The sequence below is a fragment of the Chitinophagales bacterium genome (assembly GCA_019694975.1).
In the GTDB taxonomy this organism is placed as follows: domain Bacteria; phylum Bacteroidota; class Bacteroidia; order Chitinophagales; family UBA10324; genus JACCZZ01.
Genome location: JAIBAY010000005.1, coordinates 39982 through 57654, shown reverse-complemented (window position 1 = coordinate 57654; position 17673 = coordinate 39982). Strand labels below are relative to the sequence as shown.

Below are 17673 nucleotides of genomic sequence, written 5' to 3'. Positions count from 1 at the left end.
AACCATTATTATGCGGTAGCCCCAATTTGATTTTACACATTATTAAAGCCATAATGTGGATACTGAATTAATATTGTTTGGAATATTGTTTTGAGATAGCCAAAAAGCAGCAATGCAGGATAGTTTATCTGCTCTTTAACGCTGTTCCGGGGACATACTTTTTTCATTGTGCACTGCTTTCATTTTACGCAATTATCTTTGTGCCATGTATTATAATCACATCATTGAAACCATTGGTAATACGCCGCTGGTTAAACTGAATAAGGTTACCAGGGATGTTAAAGCAACAGTACTGGCAAAAGTAGAGTCATTCAATCCCGGCAATTCCATCAAGGACAGGATAGGGCTTAAAATGGTGCAGGAAGCCGAAAAGAAAGGTTTACTGAAACCCGGTGGTACCATTATCGAGGGTACGTCCGGGAATACGGGAATGGGACTCGCCCTTGCCGCCATTGCCAAGGGATATAAATGCATCTTCACCACCACCGATAAACAATCAAAGGAGAAGGCAGATATTCTGAAAGCTGTAGGAGCGGAGGTGATAGTGTGTCCTACCAACGTAGATCCGGATGATCCCCGATCGTATTACTCCGTATCAAAAAGATTAGCCCAAGAAACACCTGATTCATGGTATCCAAATCAATACGACAACCTCGATAACCGCCTGGCGCATTATGAAAGCACCGGGCCGGAAATATGGCAGCAGACGGAGGGTAAAATCACACACCTGGTTGTGGGTTCCGGTACAGGTGGTACAATTACCGGTTGTGCGCAATATCTGAAGGAAAAAAATCCATCCATCAAAGTTTGGGCAATTGATACCTATGGATCTACCCTGAAAGCATTTCATGAGACCGGCAAAATAGATCAGCAGGAAATATATCCTTATATCACAGAAGGCATTGGTGAAGACATTATTCCTAAAAACTATGATTTTCGCTTAATAGATCATTTTGAAAAAGTAACCGATAAAGATGCTGCGCTGATGGCAAGGGAAATCACCAGGAAAGAAGGCATTTTTGTAGGCTACTCCTGTGGTTCAGCATTAGCCGGCCTGCTGCAAATGAAGAATCACCTGAAAGAGACTGATGTGGTGGTTGTTATTTTCCCTGATCATGGCAGCAGGTATGTCGGTAAAATTTACAACGATGAATGGATGCGTGACCGGGGATGGCTGGTGGTGAAAACATTGCGCGATATCATTGAAACGAAATCGGATCATAAACTGATCAGTATTGAAGCTTCCGCCAATGTTGCTGCTGCCGTTGCGCTAATGAGTACAAACAATATTGATCAGTTGCCGGTTATGGAAGAAGGCAATATGATAGGTTCATTGAGTGAAACCGGATTGCTCTCTAAACTGATGACGAATAGCGCATTAAAATCACATAGTGTTAAGGAAGTAATGGAAAAACCGTTCCCGCTGGTAGCATCAGATACTGCCATTGATAAACTGAACGGAATGATGAATAGGGAAATACCTGCCGTGATTACGCAGGATGTTCTGAATAACCTGCTGATCATAACGAAGTCTGATATTATAAGGGCGCTGTCGAAATAGGATGACGGAGATAATTAGTATATACTTTGTAAGGCGATATTGGTGTCAAATAGCCGCTTTCCCAATTTGGATTTCAGTTTGAAATTGAATTGAAATGACAGGTATGACGGCCTCATCAACAGGATTCACTTTTACCGACCAGTTGGCGAGGACTGTTGTTCTATCTGCGCCGCCTTCAACCATCGTTTCCGTGGTGCCTTCTCAAACTGAATTGCTGTTTTACCTGGGGCTTGAAAAGGAAATTGTGGGTATCACCAAATTTTGTGTTCACCCGGCGGAATTGTGCCAAGCAAAGACAAAAGTGGGAGGAACCCGGCAATTAAACATAGAATTAATCAGGCAACTCGAGCCTGATCTGATTATTGCCAATAAGGAAGAAAATGATGCATCGCAGATCAAACAACTGGCCAGCGAATTTGCTGTTTGGGTCAGTGATGTAAAAACCATTGAAGATGCATTTGATATGATATATCAGATTGGTGAAATCACGGCGAGGACTGATGCGGCCCAGGGCTTATGCCGGTTAATTCAATCGTCATTTGAAAAGGTAATTCCTTTTTCGCCCAAAGTACCGGTTGCTTACCTCATCTGGCGAAAGCCGTATATGGCTGCAGGTAGTGATACGTTCATCAATGCTATGTTGCAGCAATTCGGTTTCAGGAATGTTTTCAGTGACAAGGCAAGGTATCCTGAAACAACAATCAGTGAGTTACAGGCATTAAAGCCGCAATGTATATTGCTGTCTTCCGAGCCGTATCCATTCAGTCAATCGCACGTTCAGGAAATCCAGCAAGCCATGCCTGCAACCCGTATTGTGATGGTGGACGGTGAAATATTCTCATGGTATGGAAGCCGGTTACTCAATGCTGCTCCATATTTTATACACCTCAGGAGTTTGCTCACATCAAATGAAAGTGGTTGAAAAAATGTTAGTGCTGCATTACGGAACGGTGAGGCTCCTCACGCAAACTGAACTTTGCTATATTTGCCGTCATAAATTCTAAAAAATAAATCCTATGTCATTAAGCAAGATTACCTCGCTGCTGGAGGATAAAGCGGAATACCTCTTGAATCACGTCAGTGCAACAATTGACAGGAAATCGCTGCATGCTCCCGGTCCAGATTTCATTGACCGGATTTTTTCTGCTTCTAACCGTAACGGGCAGGTGCTGCGGAGTTTGCAGACCATATATGGTCATGGCAGATTAGCAGGAACCGGCTATGTTTCCATTTTGCCGGTTGATCAGGGCATTGAGCACAGTGCCGGCGCATCTTTTGCCCCTAATCCGATTTATTTTGATCCGGAAAATATTGTGAAACTGGCTATAGAAGGTGGCTGTAACGCTGTTGCATCAACCTATGGCGTACTGGGTGCCGTTGCCAGGAAATACGCCCATAAGATCCCGTTTATTGTTAAGATCAACCATAACGAGTTTCTTTCCTATCCGAATAAATATGACCAGGTAATGTTTGGAACCATTGAGGATGCCTGGAATTTGGGAGCAGTGGCAGTTGGGGCAACTATTTATTTCGGAAGTGATGAGGCAACGCGTCAGTTACAGGAGGTTTCACAGGCATTTGAATATGCACATGAGCTGGGAATGGCTACCATTCTATGGTGCTATCTGCGTAATCCCGGGTTTAAAAAGGATGGTGTCGATTATCATACGGCGGCCGACTTAACCGGCCAGGCCAATCATCTCGGTGTAACCATTCAGGCAGACATCATCAAGCAAAAGTTGCCGACTAATAACGGAGGCTATGAAGCGTTGAAGTTTGGCAAAACGCACCCGAAAGTTTACCGCGAACTCACGTCCGATCATCCGATTGATCTGTGTCGTTATCAGGTTGCAAATTGCTACATGGGACGTATTGGTCTGATTAATTCAGGCGGCGAATCGAAAGGAGCTTCGGATATGGCAGAGGCCGTTTTCACTGCTATAGTAAATAAGCGTGCCGGCGGCCAGGGACTCATTAGTGGCAGAAAAGCCTTTCAAAAGCCAATGAATGACGGGGTGGAATTGCTCAATATGATTCAGGACGTTTACCTGGAAAAGAAGATTGATCTTGCATAACGGATCACTCTGATCTCAGGAATCTTAGTGGAGGTAACTTGCCTCCATATATCGGTGCTGTTATTTACAATAAATTGAAGGTTTTCATTTCCGGTAGTTAGCTATTAATTCCATACAAATGCCCTGGTTTAGAAGAAACAAAGAAGGAATAACCACTACTACAGAAGAAAAGCTGGAGGTTCCGGAAGGCCTTTGGTGGAAATGTCCGTCTTGTAAAAAGACCATTCCTGCTACAGATCTGAAGGAAAACCTGTATGTGTGTACCAATTGTAACTATCATCCGCGAATCAATTCAGTTGAATACTTTGAAATTCTTTATGATAACAACGAATATAAACCGTTGTTTGAAGACCTGCGTCCCCGCGATTTACTGGGATTTAAAGACCTCAAAAGTTATAAAGACAGACTTGAAGATGCTTCAAAGAAAGTAAATGTCAGTGAAGCGATCTCGGTTGCTTCCGGAAAAATCAACGGCCGCAAACTGGTTTGTGCCTGCATGAACTTCAACTATATAGGAGGTTCAATGGGCAGTGTTGTTGGTGAACGGATTGCAGCAGCAATTGATCATTGTATCAAAACCAAATCGCCATTGCTCATAATTTCCAAGTCAGGAGGTGCAAGAATGATGGAGGCTGCCTTTTCTCTAATGCAAATGGCAAAAACGTCCGCTAAGCTTACGCAACTTTCCGAAGCCAGGTTGCCCTTTATTTCTTTGATGACTGACCCTACTACAGGAGGTGTTACTGCGTCATTTGCCATGCTGGGAGATCTGAATATAGCTGAGCCTGAAGCCCTGATCGGTTTTGCAGGACCGAGGGTAATAAAGGAGACTATTAAGAAGGATCTTCCCAAAGGATTTCAGCGCTCGGAGTTTCTGCTCGAACATGGTTTTCTCGACTTTATTGTTGACCGGAAAGAACTCAAGGACAGGCTTTCGGATGTCATCGGCTTGCTGATGAACGATAAATGATGTTTTGCCGGGATTTGGCGTCAGCGATTAGTTTCAGATCATGCTGATGCTGCCTGCTGTGATGCAGATGCTTTAGCGATCGCCAGATCAGTGGACGAGTTATGGCAAAATAACTGCACCTTGCTAAAGAAAAACCTGTATATTTGCGCGTTAAAAAATCAGAAAAAAAGCATTAATTCAAATGGAATTAACGAAAGACAGAAAGAAAGAAATTATCAAGACTTACGGCGGATCAGAAAAAAACACCGGTTCGGCTGAAGCGCAGGTAGCGATGCTGACAGAACGTATCAATCACATCTCCGGTCACCTTGATGGGCAGAAAAAAGACTACAATTCTTCCAGATCACTGCTGAAATTAGTGGGTCAACGTAAACGCCTTCTAAAATATTTGCAGGAGACCAACCTGACCTCTTACAGGAAACTCATCGAAAAGCTTAATCTCCGCAAATAAGATCACTTCAAGGAGCCACCGGATGCTGGTGGCTTTATTATTTTCTAACCGGTTTTGAGATTCGCGCAGGTTGTTTGGCGCAAACGACTGTTGTTATTAGTAGCAGCCTTTCTCACCACATTCACTAATTTATTATTATGAGCAAAATTGGAATCAGTAAGACATTTGATACAGGAGATGCCAAACCCATTACCATTGAAACAGGCAAATTAGCTACGCAGGCCGATGGATCAGCTTTGGTTCGACAAGGTAATTGTATGATTTTGGCGACGGTTGTTTCAAAAGAGGAAGTTAAGGAAGGGCAGGACTTTTTTCCGCTCTCAGTAGATTACCAGGAAAAATTTGCTTCTGCTGGCAGAATTCCCGGTGGATTCTTCAGGCGTGAAGCCCGTCTTTCAGATTATGAAATCCTCATAAGCAGATTAGTTGATCGTGCATTAAGGCCTTTATTTCCAGAGGATTATCTGTGTGATACTCAAGTAATCATTACGTTGATTTCTGCTGATCAGAACATTATGCCGGATTCATTGGTAGCCCTGGCAGCATCATCTGCACTAACGGTTTCAAATATCCCATTCAATGGCCCGATTTCAGAAGTTCGTGTATGTAAAATTGATGGCGCTTTTGTCGTAAACCCGGCTAAGCAGGATATTGACAAGGCAGAACTGGATATTATTGTAGCCGGTTCGGCAACCAGTATTGTCATGGTGGAGGGCGAAGCAAAAGAGGTTTCGGAGGCTGACATGCTTGAAGCCATAAAGGTTGGACATGAGGCAATTAAGTTACATTGTAAAGCTCAGCTAGAACTGGCAGAATTGTGTGGCGGGAAAAAGCCGTTTCGCGATTATGTGAAAGCAGCCCAGAGCGATGAAATTAAAGAAAAGATCTACTCTGCATTTAAGGATAAGGTTTACCAGGTGGCTAAATCAGGTGCCTCCAAAACTGACAGGAAACTTGCATTTAGCGCTATCAAGGAAGAGCTTAAAGCAATGGTCGCTGATTGGGAAAATGAAACAGACATCAGCCTTGCGAAGAAGTATTATAATGAGCTCGAGTATGATGTAATCAGAAACCTGATTCTTGATGAAGGCATCCGCCTTGATGGAAGAAAAACAGATGAAGTGCGCCCAATCTGGACTGAAATTGACTACCTGCCTTCAGCGCACGGATCAGCTATATTCACACGCGGGGAAACACAATCATTAACGACAGTAACTTTAGGTACAAAGCTGGATGAATTGATGTTAGATAAAGCGATGGAATTGGTGTATACCAAGTTCATATTGCACTATAACTTCCCCGCTTTCTCTACAGGTGAAGTGAAACCTAACAGGGGCCCCGGCCGACGTGAAGTTGGGCATGGAAACCTCGCCATGCGCTCATTGAAAAATGTACTGCCGGCTGGTGATGACAATCCATATACTATAAGGGTGGTTTCGGATATTCTGGAATCAAATGGTTCATCATCAATGGCAACCGTTTGCGCAGGTTCTTTGGCACTTTTTGATGCTGGCCTGAAAATGAAAAGCCATGTTTCCGGTATTGCAATGGGTTTAATCACACGTGATGATGGTAAAGTGGCTATTCTTTCTGACATCCTTGGTGATGAGGATCATTTGGGGGATATGGATTTTAAAGTAACTGGCACTGCAAAAGGTATTTGTGGCTGTCAAATGGATATCAAGGTGCAGGGTTTGAGTTTTGATACGATGTATAAAGCATTAGAGCAGGCAAAGCAGGGAAGATTACATATTCTGAATATTCTAAACGAAACCATTTCACAGCCAAGGGCGGATTATAAACCGCATGCCCCGAGAATCATTAAAATAATGATACCAAGAGAATTTATTGGCGCGGTAATAGGGCCCGGCGGAAAGGTTATTCAGGAAATGCAAAGGGAAACGGGAACTACCATCAATATTTCTGAAGTGGGTGATGAAGGAGAAGTATTGATTGCCTCTGCTAATAAAGAATCAATTGATAAAGCACTTACGCGAATCAGGGGCATCATTGCTATACCGCAACCCGGTGAAATTTATGACGCTAAGGTTAAATCCATAATGCCTTATGGTGCTTTTGTTGAATTCTTGCCCGGTAAGGAAGGGCTACTTCATATTTCAGAAGTTTCAAATAAGAGGCTTGAAACCATGGAAGGTGTCATGAATGTAGGTGATATTGTTAAGGTGAAATTGCTTGATGTTGATAAAAAGACCGGTAAATTTAAATTATCCAGCAAGGCATTAATGGAGAAGCAGGCTCAGAACTAATTCACTTTCAGCACTTTCAAAAATTATTTTATTATGGTTTAGGAAAGAACCGGAATCCCCGGTTCTTTTTTTTGTCCACATATCGTATTGGCTGCAACATTAACCAAGTCCTTATTGTCTGTATCAGTCATCTGCTGGGAAAGCAGATAAATTATTTGTCATTTGAAAGTAAAGCTTCGTGGCAAACTTAACTATGGCTGAATTTTTGTTAAATAATTTTTTTTGTTTCTTAAATATTCACTTGTAAAGAACTAAAAGGCATTTTTTGGCGTATTTCTTAATGTTGAAAATCAGATAGTCCATGAGACAGTTAAAAATTACCCAACAGATTACGGCCCGAGACAATGATTCGCTGGAGAAATACCTTCAGGAAATCGGAAAGATGAGTCTGATCACACCGGAAGAAGAGGTTTTGCTTGCGCGCAAAATCAGGACCGGGGATCAGGAAGCGTTGGAGAAAATGACCAAGGCGAATCTTCGTTTTGTTGTATCTGTAGCCAAACAATATCAACATCAGGGGTTGTCACTCAGTGATCTTATAAATGAAGGAAATATCGGCCTTATAAAGGCGGCGCAACGATTTGATGAATCAAAAGGATTTAAATTCATTTCCTATGCAGTGTGGTGGATCCGGCAGTCTATACTGCAAGCCCTGGTTGAGCAGTCGAGGATGGTAAGGTTGCCTTTGAATAAAGTGGGCTCGCTGAGTAAACTGAATAAAATCATGATTCACTTTGAACAGCAACATGAAAGAGAACCCAGTCATGATGAACTGGCCGATATCATGAATGTAACTGCAAAGGAAATAACGGAGATGATGAAGGGAGCGGGCAAGCATCTTTCAATGGATGCGCCTATAAAGGAAAACGAAGAAGGTACTATGATTGAGTTCTACCAGGATTCGGATTCCAAACCAGTGGATGAAGATTTGGCCAAAGAATCGCTGAAAAAGGATATCAAGAGGGTGCTTTCTACGATGAATAAAAGAGATGCGGACATAGTAAGTTGTTTTTTTGGGGTTAACGGTGAAGCGCCCATGAATCTCGATGAAATAGGACAGCGGTTTGGCCTTACACGAGAGCGTGTACGTCAGATTAAGGAAAAAGCAATCCGCAGGCTCCGCAAGCTTAAATCAGCGCGTACGCTGAGAACGTATCTCGGTTAAATTAATTTTAGTCTTATAATCAGCAATCCCTCTCCCTTAATTGTGGAGAGGGATTTTTTTGTCGTAAAAAATATGCCGCGATCAGTCATTTATTTATGTTGGCTGCAATCTGATTGGCAACTGAATCGTCATGATGGCTATGGCTCGGATTCGCAAAGGTTTCACCCAAAAGATCTTTACATCATTATTGAGTTGGCCAGCAATCCGGCAGTTTATCTTCGTATTTTTCAATCGTAAAATGAAATCCGTTGGCTGAATCCAATAAACCAAATGGTAAATCTGCTGAAGCAACTCCCAAGGCCAGAATTAACAGGGAGTCATTGCGTGAAGCATTGTTACTCTTTAAATACCTGAAACCATACCGTTGGAAATTTATTCTTGGATTGGTATGCATAGCATTATCGGCTTTCTCCACCAGCATCTTCCCTTTTCTGATTGGGAAAATGATTGATGCTGCTGCGCCTGGTGTTTCACAAACGCTGCCGGCAAACGGTCAGATTTTAGGCGGCAACTTCAGCAGCAGTCTGAAAGATATTACGTTGAGCCTGAACACCATTATCCTGCTCATTTTTTCCCAGCTCACAGTTCAGATGTTATTCTCTTTTATGAGGGTTTATCTGCTGACGGAAGTAGGCGAAAAATCGCTGGCTGATATGCGAAGGGATGTATATAAGAAATTGCTAAGCATGCCGATGACATTTTTCACGGAAAAAAGAGTTGGAGAATTGAGCAGCAGGATTTCATCTGACCTGTCTCAAATCCAGGATGCGCTCTCTTTTACGCTGGCAGAGTTTCTCCGCGGCATTTTCACACTTATAATCGGATTGGCATTTATCTTTTGGATCAGTGCGAAACTGGCTTTTGTGATGCTCGCCGTTGTTCCGGTAATAGCAATATTGGCCGTGGTTTTTGGAATTCGAATTAGGAAAATGGCAAAGCGGGCACAGGATCAGTTGGCGGAGAGTGGAACGATTGTGCAGGAGACATTCCAGGGAATCTCGATCGTTAAAGCATTCACAAGTGAGTTTTTTGAAATTTCCAGGTATACGAAAAGTATTTTTTATGTGGTCGAAACGGCTATCCGCAATGCAAGGTTCAAAGGAGCATTCATCTCTTTTATGATATTCAGCGTTTTTGGCACCATTGCTTTTGTGATGTGGGTTGGCGCCAACATGATTCAGACCGGTGAACTGACTACTGGATTGCTCACGATGTTTGTGATCTTCTCGGTTTTTGTGGGCGGCACTTTTGCAGGATTTGCTGATATGTTCAGCCAGCTGCAGAAAACCTTAGGGGCAACACAAAGTGTGCGTGAAATTCTGCGAGCTGACGGAGAGGCCGTTGATCTCGACAATTCCCAGCCTGATCCGCAGAATAAACTCAAAGGGCAGGTGCGTTTTGATCAGGTTGGTTTCAGTTACCCTTCGCGCCAGGATGTGATGGTATTAAAAGATATTTCACTGATAGCTAATCCCGGTGAGCAGATCGCTTTGGTCGGCCCGAGTGGTGCCGGAAAGAGTACGATTGCATCTCTGCTGTTGCGCTTTTATGAGCCCGACACAGGAAGGATTATTTTTGACGGCAGGCCTGCGCAGTCATTTCCGCTGAGCGAGTTGAGAAAACAGATGGCATTTGTTCCGCAGGATGTAATGCTTTTTGGCGGCAGTATCCGCGAAAATATTGCCTATGGAAAATTTGATGCTACAGACGATGAAATTATGGAAGCTTCCAAAAAGGCTAATGCTGATGAGTTCATTCGCCGGTTTCCCGAAGGGTACAATACCATTGTTGGAGAACGTGGCATTAAATTATCAGGCGGTCAGCGTCAGCGTATTGCTATTGCCCGGGCCATTCTGAAAAACCCTGCAATATTGATTTTGGATGAAGCAACCAGTTCTTTAGATAGCGAAAGTGAATTGCTCGTGCAGGAAGCACTGGACAACCTGATGCGAAACAGGACATCGTTCGTTATCGCACACAGGCTTTCCACCATCAGAAATGCCGATAAAATTGTGGTAATAGATAAAGGCATGGTGGCGGAAACCGGAACACATGAAACACTGATGAATGTCGAAAGCGGATTGTATAAGAGATTAAATGAACTGCAGTTTGAAGTTATCGCCTGATTGGCATGTTGCAGGGCCATTGTGTTGCTATGCATTTCATTCCGCTAGTTCTGCAAAGATTATGGAATACGGCTTGATTTCCGATGCTGAAGAATAGTGTTCCCAGCTTGTAGCGGTAGGCCCGGGGCTGCTTATTGCATCGATCACTTTTATTTGTAGCGCTTTTTGGTCACAACTGATATGACCGGGAAGTGACAACGGATGCGCTGAGTTGTTAAGTATAATCAACTTATACCGGCCATTGGCTTTAACACCTGTTATCTGAATTCCGGAAGGTTGATTCTTAATGGTAAGAACCGTCGCCTGTTCTGTAAATAGTTGCGACACGATCCTTACAGCCTCATACTCCATGCTGCTGATTCCTTTGTTGCCAATCAATTGTTTCAGGTTCTCATATTTCGCTGAGGCAATTGTGTTGTTATGGTCCCTGTTGTATTCAACCATGAAATTTACCATCCTCGGTATATAGCTTGTGCCAAAAAATGTTCGTTTGTATGGATTTCTGCCTCCATCGCCCGTAAGTGAAACACTCCATTGATCAACTATCAGTTCCTTCCCGGGGAAATTTTTTTTATTCTTTTCAATCAGGGATGGAATGGTGGTCGTGAAAATTTCATCCATGACGTCCAAATCATTCCGCATATCGCCGGTAAACTGTCCCTTGCTCATCCAGTGAAGGTGCCAGTAGTCGCGTACACCATCGGCTTTCAGGCCTGACTGCAGTTCATGTATCCATTGCATATCAGATGAGAGATTCGAATGAGAAGGCGGTACATCTGCAATAACTTTTACTTGCGGATATACAGCCTTTATGGAGTCAGCCCAACGGTTAATTTTCTCTTTGTATTTCGATGGATCTTTTTTCCAGTATTCAGAATACGCCTCAGCCCGCATCTGTTCAAGCCCCAACTGAACAAACTCAGGATGTGCACGGCTGATCATCCAGATAACTTCAGCACAACTGCCTGTCATAATATTCCCAAGGATATAGCCATGCGCTGGAATGGCATTAATCATCTCCACATAAGCATTGAAGAAATCATATGACTGTCCGTTCAGGTAAAACTTATGCGAACTCATACCTTGCAGGATGTCTGTTGGAACCCAGGAGGGAATATTATAACCATTTCCTTTTCCACCAAAAATAATTGTATCGCCAATTACCTGGCGCGCCCAGTCGCTGGTTTTCCCTTCCGGAAATGCCACGGCATACGGATGCAGGTTCCGGACTGCCTGCACATATTCCTCACTGGTTACATCGAAGGCTGTAAGGCCTTTGCGAAAAAAAATATCGGAGGTTGAGAAAGTCCATATCCGCCGGTTCAATTCTTTCTTTGAATCCAAAATGATCAGGTCATCTAATGAAGCAGGTGCTTTCGTAATCCATTGATGCTTCATGCCAGGCTTATTGCAGGTGCCTGTACAGGAAGCCGAAAAGAATATCAGAAGAATGGTAATAAGAGAGATGATTTTCATACATCAAATGTTCTGGCATAAAGTTACATATTCATCGGTGGCGAGATACGCGGAATTACGTCTGATACAATCCGCTATGCAGTAAGGTAATTGGTGTAAGGTGGCACAGGCGAGTCTGATGTAACCGGGAGTGTGGTTCAAAATCAAAGACAATATTTACTTTTGAAAATTAAATCTGACTGATGTTTCCCAAAATAAATCCTGCTAAAACGCAAGCCTGGAAGGCGTTGGAAGGCCATTATTCCGAAATGAAGAGCCGACATCTGAAATCTTTATTTATTGATGATGCGGATAGGTTTTCAAAATTTTCAATCAGGCTCGATGATATTTTGTTTGACTATTCTAAGAATCACGTAACCGAAGAGACGCGCAGGCTGCTTCTGCAACTCGCTGAAGAATGTCATTTGCGAGAAGCTATATCAGCCATGTTCGGTGGTGAAATGATCAATGCAACGGAAAAACGTTCAGTGTTGCATACTGCATTACGGAATTTTGCGGGGAATCCTGTTAACTCCGGTGGTATTGATGTAATGCCTTCGGTGAAACGTGTCCTGCAACGAATGGAATTTTTCTGTAAACGGATACACAGCGGTGAATGGAAAGGGTATACCGGTAAAAGAATCCGTTATATAGTAAACATTGGCATTGGCGGAAGCGACCTTGGGCCTGTCATGGTAACGGAAGCCCTGCGTTACTACAAGCTGGAAGGAATCGATTCTTTCTTTGTTTCGAACATTGATGCTTCGCATATAGCCGAAACACTGAAGAAGATTATACCTGATGAAACGTTATTCCTGGTTGCCTCCAAAACATTTACGACACAGGAGACTATGACAAATGCCCATACGGCAAGAGATTGGTTTCTTCAGCATGCAAAAGATGAGGCACATGTGGCATTACATTTCGCCGCGCTTTCCACCAACCTTAAGGAAGTTGTCAATTTTGGCATTGCACCGGAAAATATGTTTGAATTCTGGGATTGGGTAGGAGGACGATATAGCTTATGGAGTGCTATTGGTTTATCGATCGCTCTGACTGTCGGCTATGAAAACTTTGAACAACTGCTGCGTGGAGCATACAGTGCTGACGAGCACTTCAGGCACGCAGAACATGACCGGAATATTCCTGTACTCATGGCATTGATTGGTATATGGTATGTCAATTTTTATGGTGCCCAAAGTGAAGCCATATTGCCTTATGATCAGTATATGCATCGTTTTGCCGCTTATTTCCAGCAAGGCAATATGGAAAGCAATGGCAAATGCGTTGACAGAAACGGAAATCGCGTTGCCTATCAAACAGGACCGGTTATCTGGGGCGAACCGGGTACCAATGGCCAGCACGCATTTTATCAGCTGATTCATCAGGGTACGCTTTTGATTCCCTGCGATTTTATTGCCCCTGCCATAAGCCATCACCCGATTGGTGACCATCATCTCAAATTACTGTCGAATTACTTTGCGCAAACAGAAGCACTTATGAATGGAAAATCCGAATCCGAAGCAGCTGATGAGTTATCATCGACGGATCCGTTGCAGCGGAATTTGCTTTTGCCATTCAAAGTATTTGAAGGAAACAGGCCGACCAATTCATTCCTGGTAAAAAAAATAAACCCGTTTACGCTCGGGAAACTCATTGCTTTTTATGAACATAAAATTTTCGTACAGGGTGTTATTTGGAATATTTACAGTTTTGATCAATGGGGAGTTGAGTTAGGCAAGCAGCTTGCAGGAAAAATTTTACCGGAATTAAGCCATGGAGATCTGGTGGTATCGCATGATTCATCTACCAATGGTTTAATAAATTTTTTTAAAGAAATGCGAAAAGGGGAAATATTGTAATTTTGAACATCCGACATGTTAAAGAAAGCCATTTCCATATTCATTCTTTTTGTCTTCCTCTTTTCAACAATAGGAGTGATTGCAAGTTCCTACCGTTGTAAGATGGCGATGCCTGCCGGCAAATCCTGTTGTAAACCGGGAGATCGTGATTGTTGTGAGAAGAATTCAAAGTTGTTGAAGATTAGTGCTGATTTTCTTTCCGTGCCTTCCCAGTTCACCGTGAAACCGGCATCTGATGGAATCGTGGCTATGCTCACACCGTTGTATGATTCGCAGCTTTTATCAACTGCTGCCAATTTTGTCCCACTGAATCATGGGCCTCCCTCTGTATCTGTTGACCTGCTTCTTCTTACCCGGTCTTTCCGTATTTGATTTCGTCTGTTTAGCTGATGCCGGCTTTTAACAGCCGCTATAGCATTTTTTTATGTAGTCGGTTAACGGACGAAATAATCATGAAACGTACATATTGGATTTTTTTGGCATTGTTACCTTTCTGCAGCATGTCATCGCAGGCACAGGAGGTGGCAGGCACTGTTGTGGAAATAGATGAAAACGGCATGCAGCTGCCCTTACAAGGCGTTAGTGTCTTTTTGATGGGCTCAGGCAATGGTGCATTAACCAACGAAGCCGGAGAATTCCATCTTCATAAAACTGATTCAACAGCGCAACAACTGTTGATTTCTTTCGCCGGATTTGTTACTGATACTTTGAATGCTGAAGGTGCCGGCATAAAAGTGGTATTGCAAAAGGAGCACGTAATTGACGGAGTGGTAGTTTCCGGTATTAATTCAGATACCTACATTTCATCTTTGAAAACCGCTAAAACAGAGGTGATAACTTCCAGTGAGTTAAAGAGCAATGCCTGTTGTAATCTTTCAGAAAGCTTCGAGTCAAATCCGACCATTGATGTTTCGTTTGCTGACGCAGTAACAGGCGCCAGGCAAATTCAGATGTTGGGCTTGTCCGGAAAATATGCTCAACTGCTTACCGATATCTTGCCGACAGTGAGAGGACTGGGCATTACATACGGACTGAATTATATACCGGGACCGTGGATTGAATCCATCAACCTCAATAAAGGTGCTGGAAGCGTTGCCAATGGATATGAATCCATCACGGGGCAAATAGACGTAGAGCTTAAGAAGCCTGAAAAAAGTGAAAGTCTCTATGTAAATATCTATGGCAATACGGAACAACGTTTCGAGGCTAATATATTTTCCGCACAAAAACTGTCCGGGAAATGGCAGGACATGTTTTTGATTCATGCCGGTATTATGCAACGAAAGATGGATGAGAATAATGATGGTTTCATGGATCTGCCCACGAACAGAACGATCACACTCATGGATCGCTGGAAATACGAATCCGGTGACCGAATCGAATCGATGTTTGGTGTTAAGTTCCTGTATGATGACAGAACAGGCGGCAGTATGGATTTCGATCCTGTTACAGATAAGCTGACTACCAATGCATATGGTCTTGGTGTTAACACCAACAGGGTTGAACTATTTGCTAAAACCAGTTACGGTTTTCCGGGCAAAAAATGGCGGAGCATAGGGTTGCAACTCTCTGGTATCTATCATGACCAGGATGCGTATTATGGGCTCAGGGTATATGATGGTACAGAGCAATCATTGTATGCAAACCTGATTTTTCTTGGCAAGATCGGGAACACAATGCATAAATACAAAGCCGGCATCAGCTACCTGTTTGATAAGTATGATGAAGAATTTGATGCGATCAAAATGAAAAGGAATGAATCAGTGCCGGGCGCATTCTTTGAATATACTTACGACAATTTGAATAAATTCACCTTGATCACCGGATTGCGAGCTGATGTGCACAATGATGCGGGACTATTTTTTACAGGCCGCCTGCATGCCAGGTATAGTATCGGGCCTTCTTCAGCAGTGCGCGCTTCAATAGGCAACGGATTACGCATAGCCAATATCTTTGCGGAGAATTCGGCGTATATGGCCAGCGCAAGAGAGTGGACTATAACCGGTGAGCTTAAGCCCGAACGCGCCTGGAATTACGGACTGAATTTTACCCATAATTTTTTTGCCGGGGTGCATGAAGGTGCATTCAGTATTGATCTTTACCGAACTGATTTTACCAACCAGGTGATCGTTGATGTTGACACTGATCCGTCGAAGGTATATTTCTATAATCTTACGGGCGCTTCTTATTCCAACAGTCTGCAGGCTGATGTCAGCTATGAATGGTTTCACGGATTCAATACCCGTCTTGCTTATAAATTTAATAATGTTGAACAGACATTTGGCGATGAGCTGAAGATTGTTCCCCTGGTGCCCAGGCACAGGGCCTTATTAACCATAACTTATAAATCGCGCAATAAGCATTGGGAAGTCAGCTCTACAACTCAATGGGTTGGTATGCAACGATTGCCGGATACGCAAGTCAATCCTGCGATGTACCAGGCACCCGCAGAGTCACCTTCCTACTTCCGCCTGCTGGGCCAGGTTACTTACCTGCTCAAATCATGGGAATTTTACTTAGGTGGCGAAAATCTCGGCAACTACGTTCAGGAGGATCGGATAATCGCGGCTGATGATCCATTTGGGCCATATTTCGATACCTCAATAGTTTGGGGCCCGATAACTGGCAGAACCATTTATGCCGGCATCCGTTTCTCACTCAAATAACCGGGTTAAGAGCATCATTTAACTTAATATTACATTGATTATTCACCTTTAAAATTCAACGTCAAAATGAGAAATTTAAAAATTGTGGCCCCCTTGTTTTTATTGCTGTTACTCCCATCACTGATTATGGCTGACGACGCAAAAAAGAAGACTGAAATAATTTATATCCAGACATCTGCCGTTTGTGGCGAATGCAAAGAGCGGATTGAATCAGCGGTGAAAGATTTAAAAGGAATTAAGCAAGCGGAACTTAATTTAACCGACAAAAAGCTCATGGTTGAATACGCCGTTGGGAAAACTACTCCGGAAACAATCAAGCAAGCAGTCGCTAAAAGCGGTTATGATGCCGATGAAGTGAAAGCTGATCCATCTGCTTACCAGTCCTTGCCAATGTGTTGCAAGAAAGACGAAGGAAAGCACTAATAAACAGTTTAACCGTGGAACAAACTCAGGCCGGAGGTACAATTTTGTATTTCTGGTCTACTATTCTTTCTCTTCTTGTTTGAAATCCAGCGATAAAGAATTAACACAATACCTGGTACCGGTTGGGTTAGGACCATCATCGAATACATGACCAAGGTGTCCGCCGCAATTTGCACAGGTAATTTCTTTGCGGATCATGCCATGGCTGTAATCTGTGTTAGTATGAATCATCCCATTATCGAGAGCATCAAAAAAGCTGGGCCAGCCACATCCTGAATCATACTTCGTGGCTGATGAGAAAAGTTCGGTTCCGCAACCTTTGCAAATATAAGTTCCTGCATCATTGTGCTTATTGTATTTACCTGTAAAAGGGCGCTCGGTTCCCTTTTCCCTCAGCACATAGTAACTTTCGGGGTCCAGTATTACTTTCCATTCTTCCGGTGTTTTCTCTTTCATAGCTCCTTTACTTTGCTTTGTATGCCATAAAAATAAGCTGGATTTTTTATTTGAATTGTATGACACAATCAAAGAGTGTCATTGCTGGAATGAAAAGTTGCTATTGCGAAAGAATCAATTGCGCTTTTTTGCAATGCTGGTTAAAATCAATGGAGCATAACTGCAGAAACTGACTTGCTTATCCGTTATACGTTGT

General features: G+C 43.0%; 14 protein-coding genes. 11 read left to right on the top strand and 3 right to left on the bottom strand.

Annotated features, from left to right (window positions below; translation table 11 throughout):
- The first annotated feature begins 205 nt into the window (after window positions 1–205).
- The 8 genes from K1X61_10655 to K1X61_10620 all read left to right on the top strand — a co-directional run bounded on the left by K1X61_10655 (window position 206) and on the right by K1X61_10620 (window position 10615).
- Complete coding sequence (locus K1X61_10655) at window positions 206–1561, top strand: pyridoxal-phosphate dependent enzyme (GenBank protein ID MBX7109095.1); 1356 nt, start codon at window positions 206–208, stop codon at window positions 1559–1561.
- Between the two features lie 103 nt (window positions 1562–1664).
- A complete protein-coding gene (locus K1X61_10650; protein MBX7109094.1) occupies window positions 1665–2483 on the top strand; it encodes a helical backbone metal receptor in 819 nt (272 codons plus the stop codon).
- Between the two features lie 94 nt (window positions 2484–2577).
- A complete protein-coding gene (locus tag K1X61_10645) occupies window positions 2578–3636 on the top strand; it encodes a class I fructose-bisphosphate aldolase (GenBank protein ID MBX7109093.1) in 1059 nt (352 codons plus the stop codon).
- Between the two features lie 118 nt (window positions 3637–3754).
- Window positions 3755–4606 (top strand): acetyl-CoA carboxylase, carboxyltransferase subunit beta, encoded by an 852-nt coding sequence (gene accD, locus K1X61_10640; GenBank protein ID MBX7109092.1) that lies wholly within the window; start codon window positions 3755–3757, stop codon window positions 4604–4606.
- 181 nt (window positions 4607–4787) lie between these two features.
- Window positions 4788–5057, top strand: a complete 270-nt coding sequence (gene rpsO, locus K1X61_10635) for a 30S ribosomal protein S15 (protein ID MBX7109091.1) — start codon at window positions 4788–4790, stop codon at window positions 5055–5057.
- A 137-nt stretch (window positions 5058–5194) separates the two neighbouring features.
- A complete protein-coding gene (gene pnp / locus K1X61_10630) occupies window positions 5195–7324 on the top strand; it encodes a polyribonucleotide nucleotidyltransferase (GenBank protein MBX7109090.1) in 2130 nt (709 codons plus the stop codon).
- Between the two features lie 301 nt (window positions 7325–7625).
- The gene (locus tag K1X61_10625) at window positions 7626–8489 is read left to right on the top strand and encodes an RNA polymerase sigma factor RpoD/SigA (GenBank protein MBX7109089.1); all 864 of its coding nucleotides are present in this window, start codon (window positions 7626–7628) and stop codon (window positions 8487–8489) included.
- 248 nt (window positions 8490–8737) lie between these two features.
- Window positions 8738–10615, top strand: coding sequence for an ATP-binding cassette domain-containing protein (locus tag K1X61_10620; GenBank protein ID MBX7109088.1), 1878 nt, complete (start codon window positions 8738–8740; stop codon window positions 10613–10615).
- Window positions 10616–10651: 36 nt separating this feature from the next.
- On the opposite strand, the gene K1X61_10615 is transcribed toward K1X61_10620, so the two are convergent.
- Complete coding sequence (locus tag K1X61_10615) at window positions 10652–12091, bottom strand: hypothetical protein (GenBank protein ID MBX7109087.1); 1440 nt, start codon at window positions 12089–12091, stop codon at window positions 10652–10654.
- A 182-nt stretch (window positions 12092–12273) separates the two neighbouring features.
- Between K1X61_10615 and pgi the strand changes: the two genes are divergently transcribed.
- Complete coding sequence (gene pgi, locus K1X61_10610; protein MBX7109086.1) at window positions 12274–13932, top strand: glucose-6-phosphate isomerase; 1659 nt, start codon at window positions 12274–12276, stop codon at window positions 13930–13932.
- Between the two features lie 89 nt (window positions 13933–14021).
- Here the strand turns inward: pgi and K1X61_10605 are convergent, their stop codons facing one another.
- Window positions 14022–14228, bottom strand: a complete 207-nt coding sequence (locus K1X61_10605) for a hypothetical protein (GenBank protein ID MBX7109085.1) — start codon at window positions 14226–14228, stop codon at window positions 14022–14024.
- A 156-nt stretch (window positions 14229–14384) separates the two neighbouring features.
- Here K1X61_10605 and K1X61_10600 point away from each other — a divergent pair, with 156 nt between their 5' ends.
- Both K1X61_10600 and K1X61_10595 read left to right on the top strand, forming a co-directional pair.
- Window positions 14385–16598, top strand: coding sequence for a TonB-dependent receptor (locus tag K1X61_10600; protein MBX7109084.1), 2214 nt, complete (start codon window positions 14385–14387; stop codon window positions 16596–16598).
- A gap of 66 nt (window positions 16599–16664) precedes the next feature.
- Entirely contained in the window at window positions 16665–17021 is a 357-nt protein-coding gene (locus tag K1X61_10595; protein ID MBX7109083.1) for a cation transporter, read from the top strand.
- Between the two features lie 60 nt (window positions 17022–17081).
- Here the strand turns inward: K1X61_10595 and msrB are convergent, their stop codons facing one another.
- Complete coding sequence (msrB, locus tag K1X61_10590) at window positions 17082–17477, bottom strand: peptide-methionine (R)-S-oxide reductase MsrB (protein ID MBX7109082.1); 396 nt, start codon at window positions 17475–17477, stop codon at window positions 17082–17084.
- Window positions 17478–17673: the final 196 nt, after the last annotated feature.

What these genes read in the sequence shown, in the direction of transcription:
- K1X61_10655 (MBX7109095.1), top strand. Translation starts at nt 206, where the DNA reads ATGTATTATAATCACATCATTGAAACCATTGGTAATACGCCGCTGGTT.
- K1X61_10650 (MBX7109094.1), top strand. Translation starts at nt 1,665, where the DNA reads ATGACGGCCTCATCAACAGGATTCACTTTTACCGACCAGTTGGCGAGG.
- K1X61_10645 (MBX7109093.1), top strand. Translation starts at nt 2,578, where the DNA reads ATGTCATTAAGCAAGATTACCTCGCTGCTGGAGGATAAAGCGGAATAC.
- accD (MBX7109092.1), top strand. Translation starts at nt 3,755, where the DNA reads ATGCCCTGGTTTAGAAGAAACAAAGAAGGAATAACCACTACTACAGAA.
- rpsO (MBX7109091.1), top strand. Translation starts at nt 4,788, where the DNA reads ATGGAATTAACGAAAGACAGAAAGAAAGAAATTATCAAGACTTACGGC.
- pnp (MBX7109090.1), top strand. Translation starts at nt 5,195, where the DNA reads ATGAGCAAAATTGGAATCAGTAAGACATTTGATACAGGAGATGCCAAA.
- K1X61_10625 (MBX7109089.1), top strand. Translation starts at nt 7,626, where the DNA reads ATGAGACAGTTAAAAATTACCCAACAGATTACGGCCCGAGACAATGAT.
- K1X61_10615 (MBX7109087.1), bottom strand. Translation starts at nt 12,091, where the DNA reads ATGAAAATCATCTCTCTTATTACCATTCTTCTGATATTCTTTTCGGCT.
- pgi (MBX7109086.1), top strand. Translation starts at nt 12,274, where the DNA reads ATGTTTCCCAAAATAAATCCTGCTAAAACGCAAGCCTGGAAGGCGTTG.
- K1X61_10600 (MBX7109084.1), top strand. Translation starts at nt 14,385, where the DNA reads ATGAAACGTACATATTGGATTTTTTTGGCATTGTTACCTTTCTGCAGC.
- K1X61_10595 (MBX7109083.1), top strand. Translation starts at nt 16,665, where the DNA reads ATGAGAAATTTAAAAATTGTGGCCCCCTTGTTTTTATTGCTGTTACTC.
- msrB (MBX7109082.1), bottom strand. Translation starts at nt 17,477, where the DNA reads ATGAAAGAGAAAACACCGGAAGAATGGAAAGTAATACTGGACCCCGAA.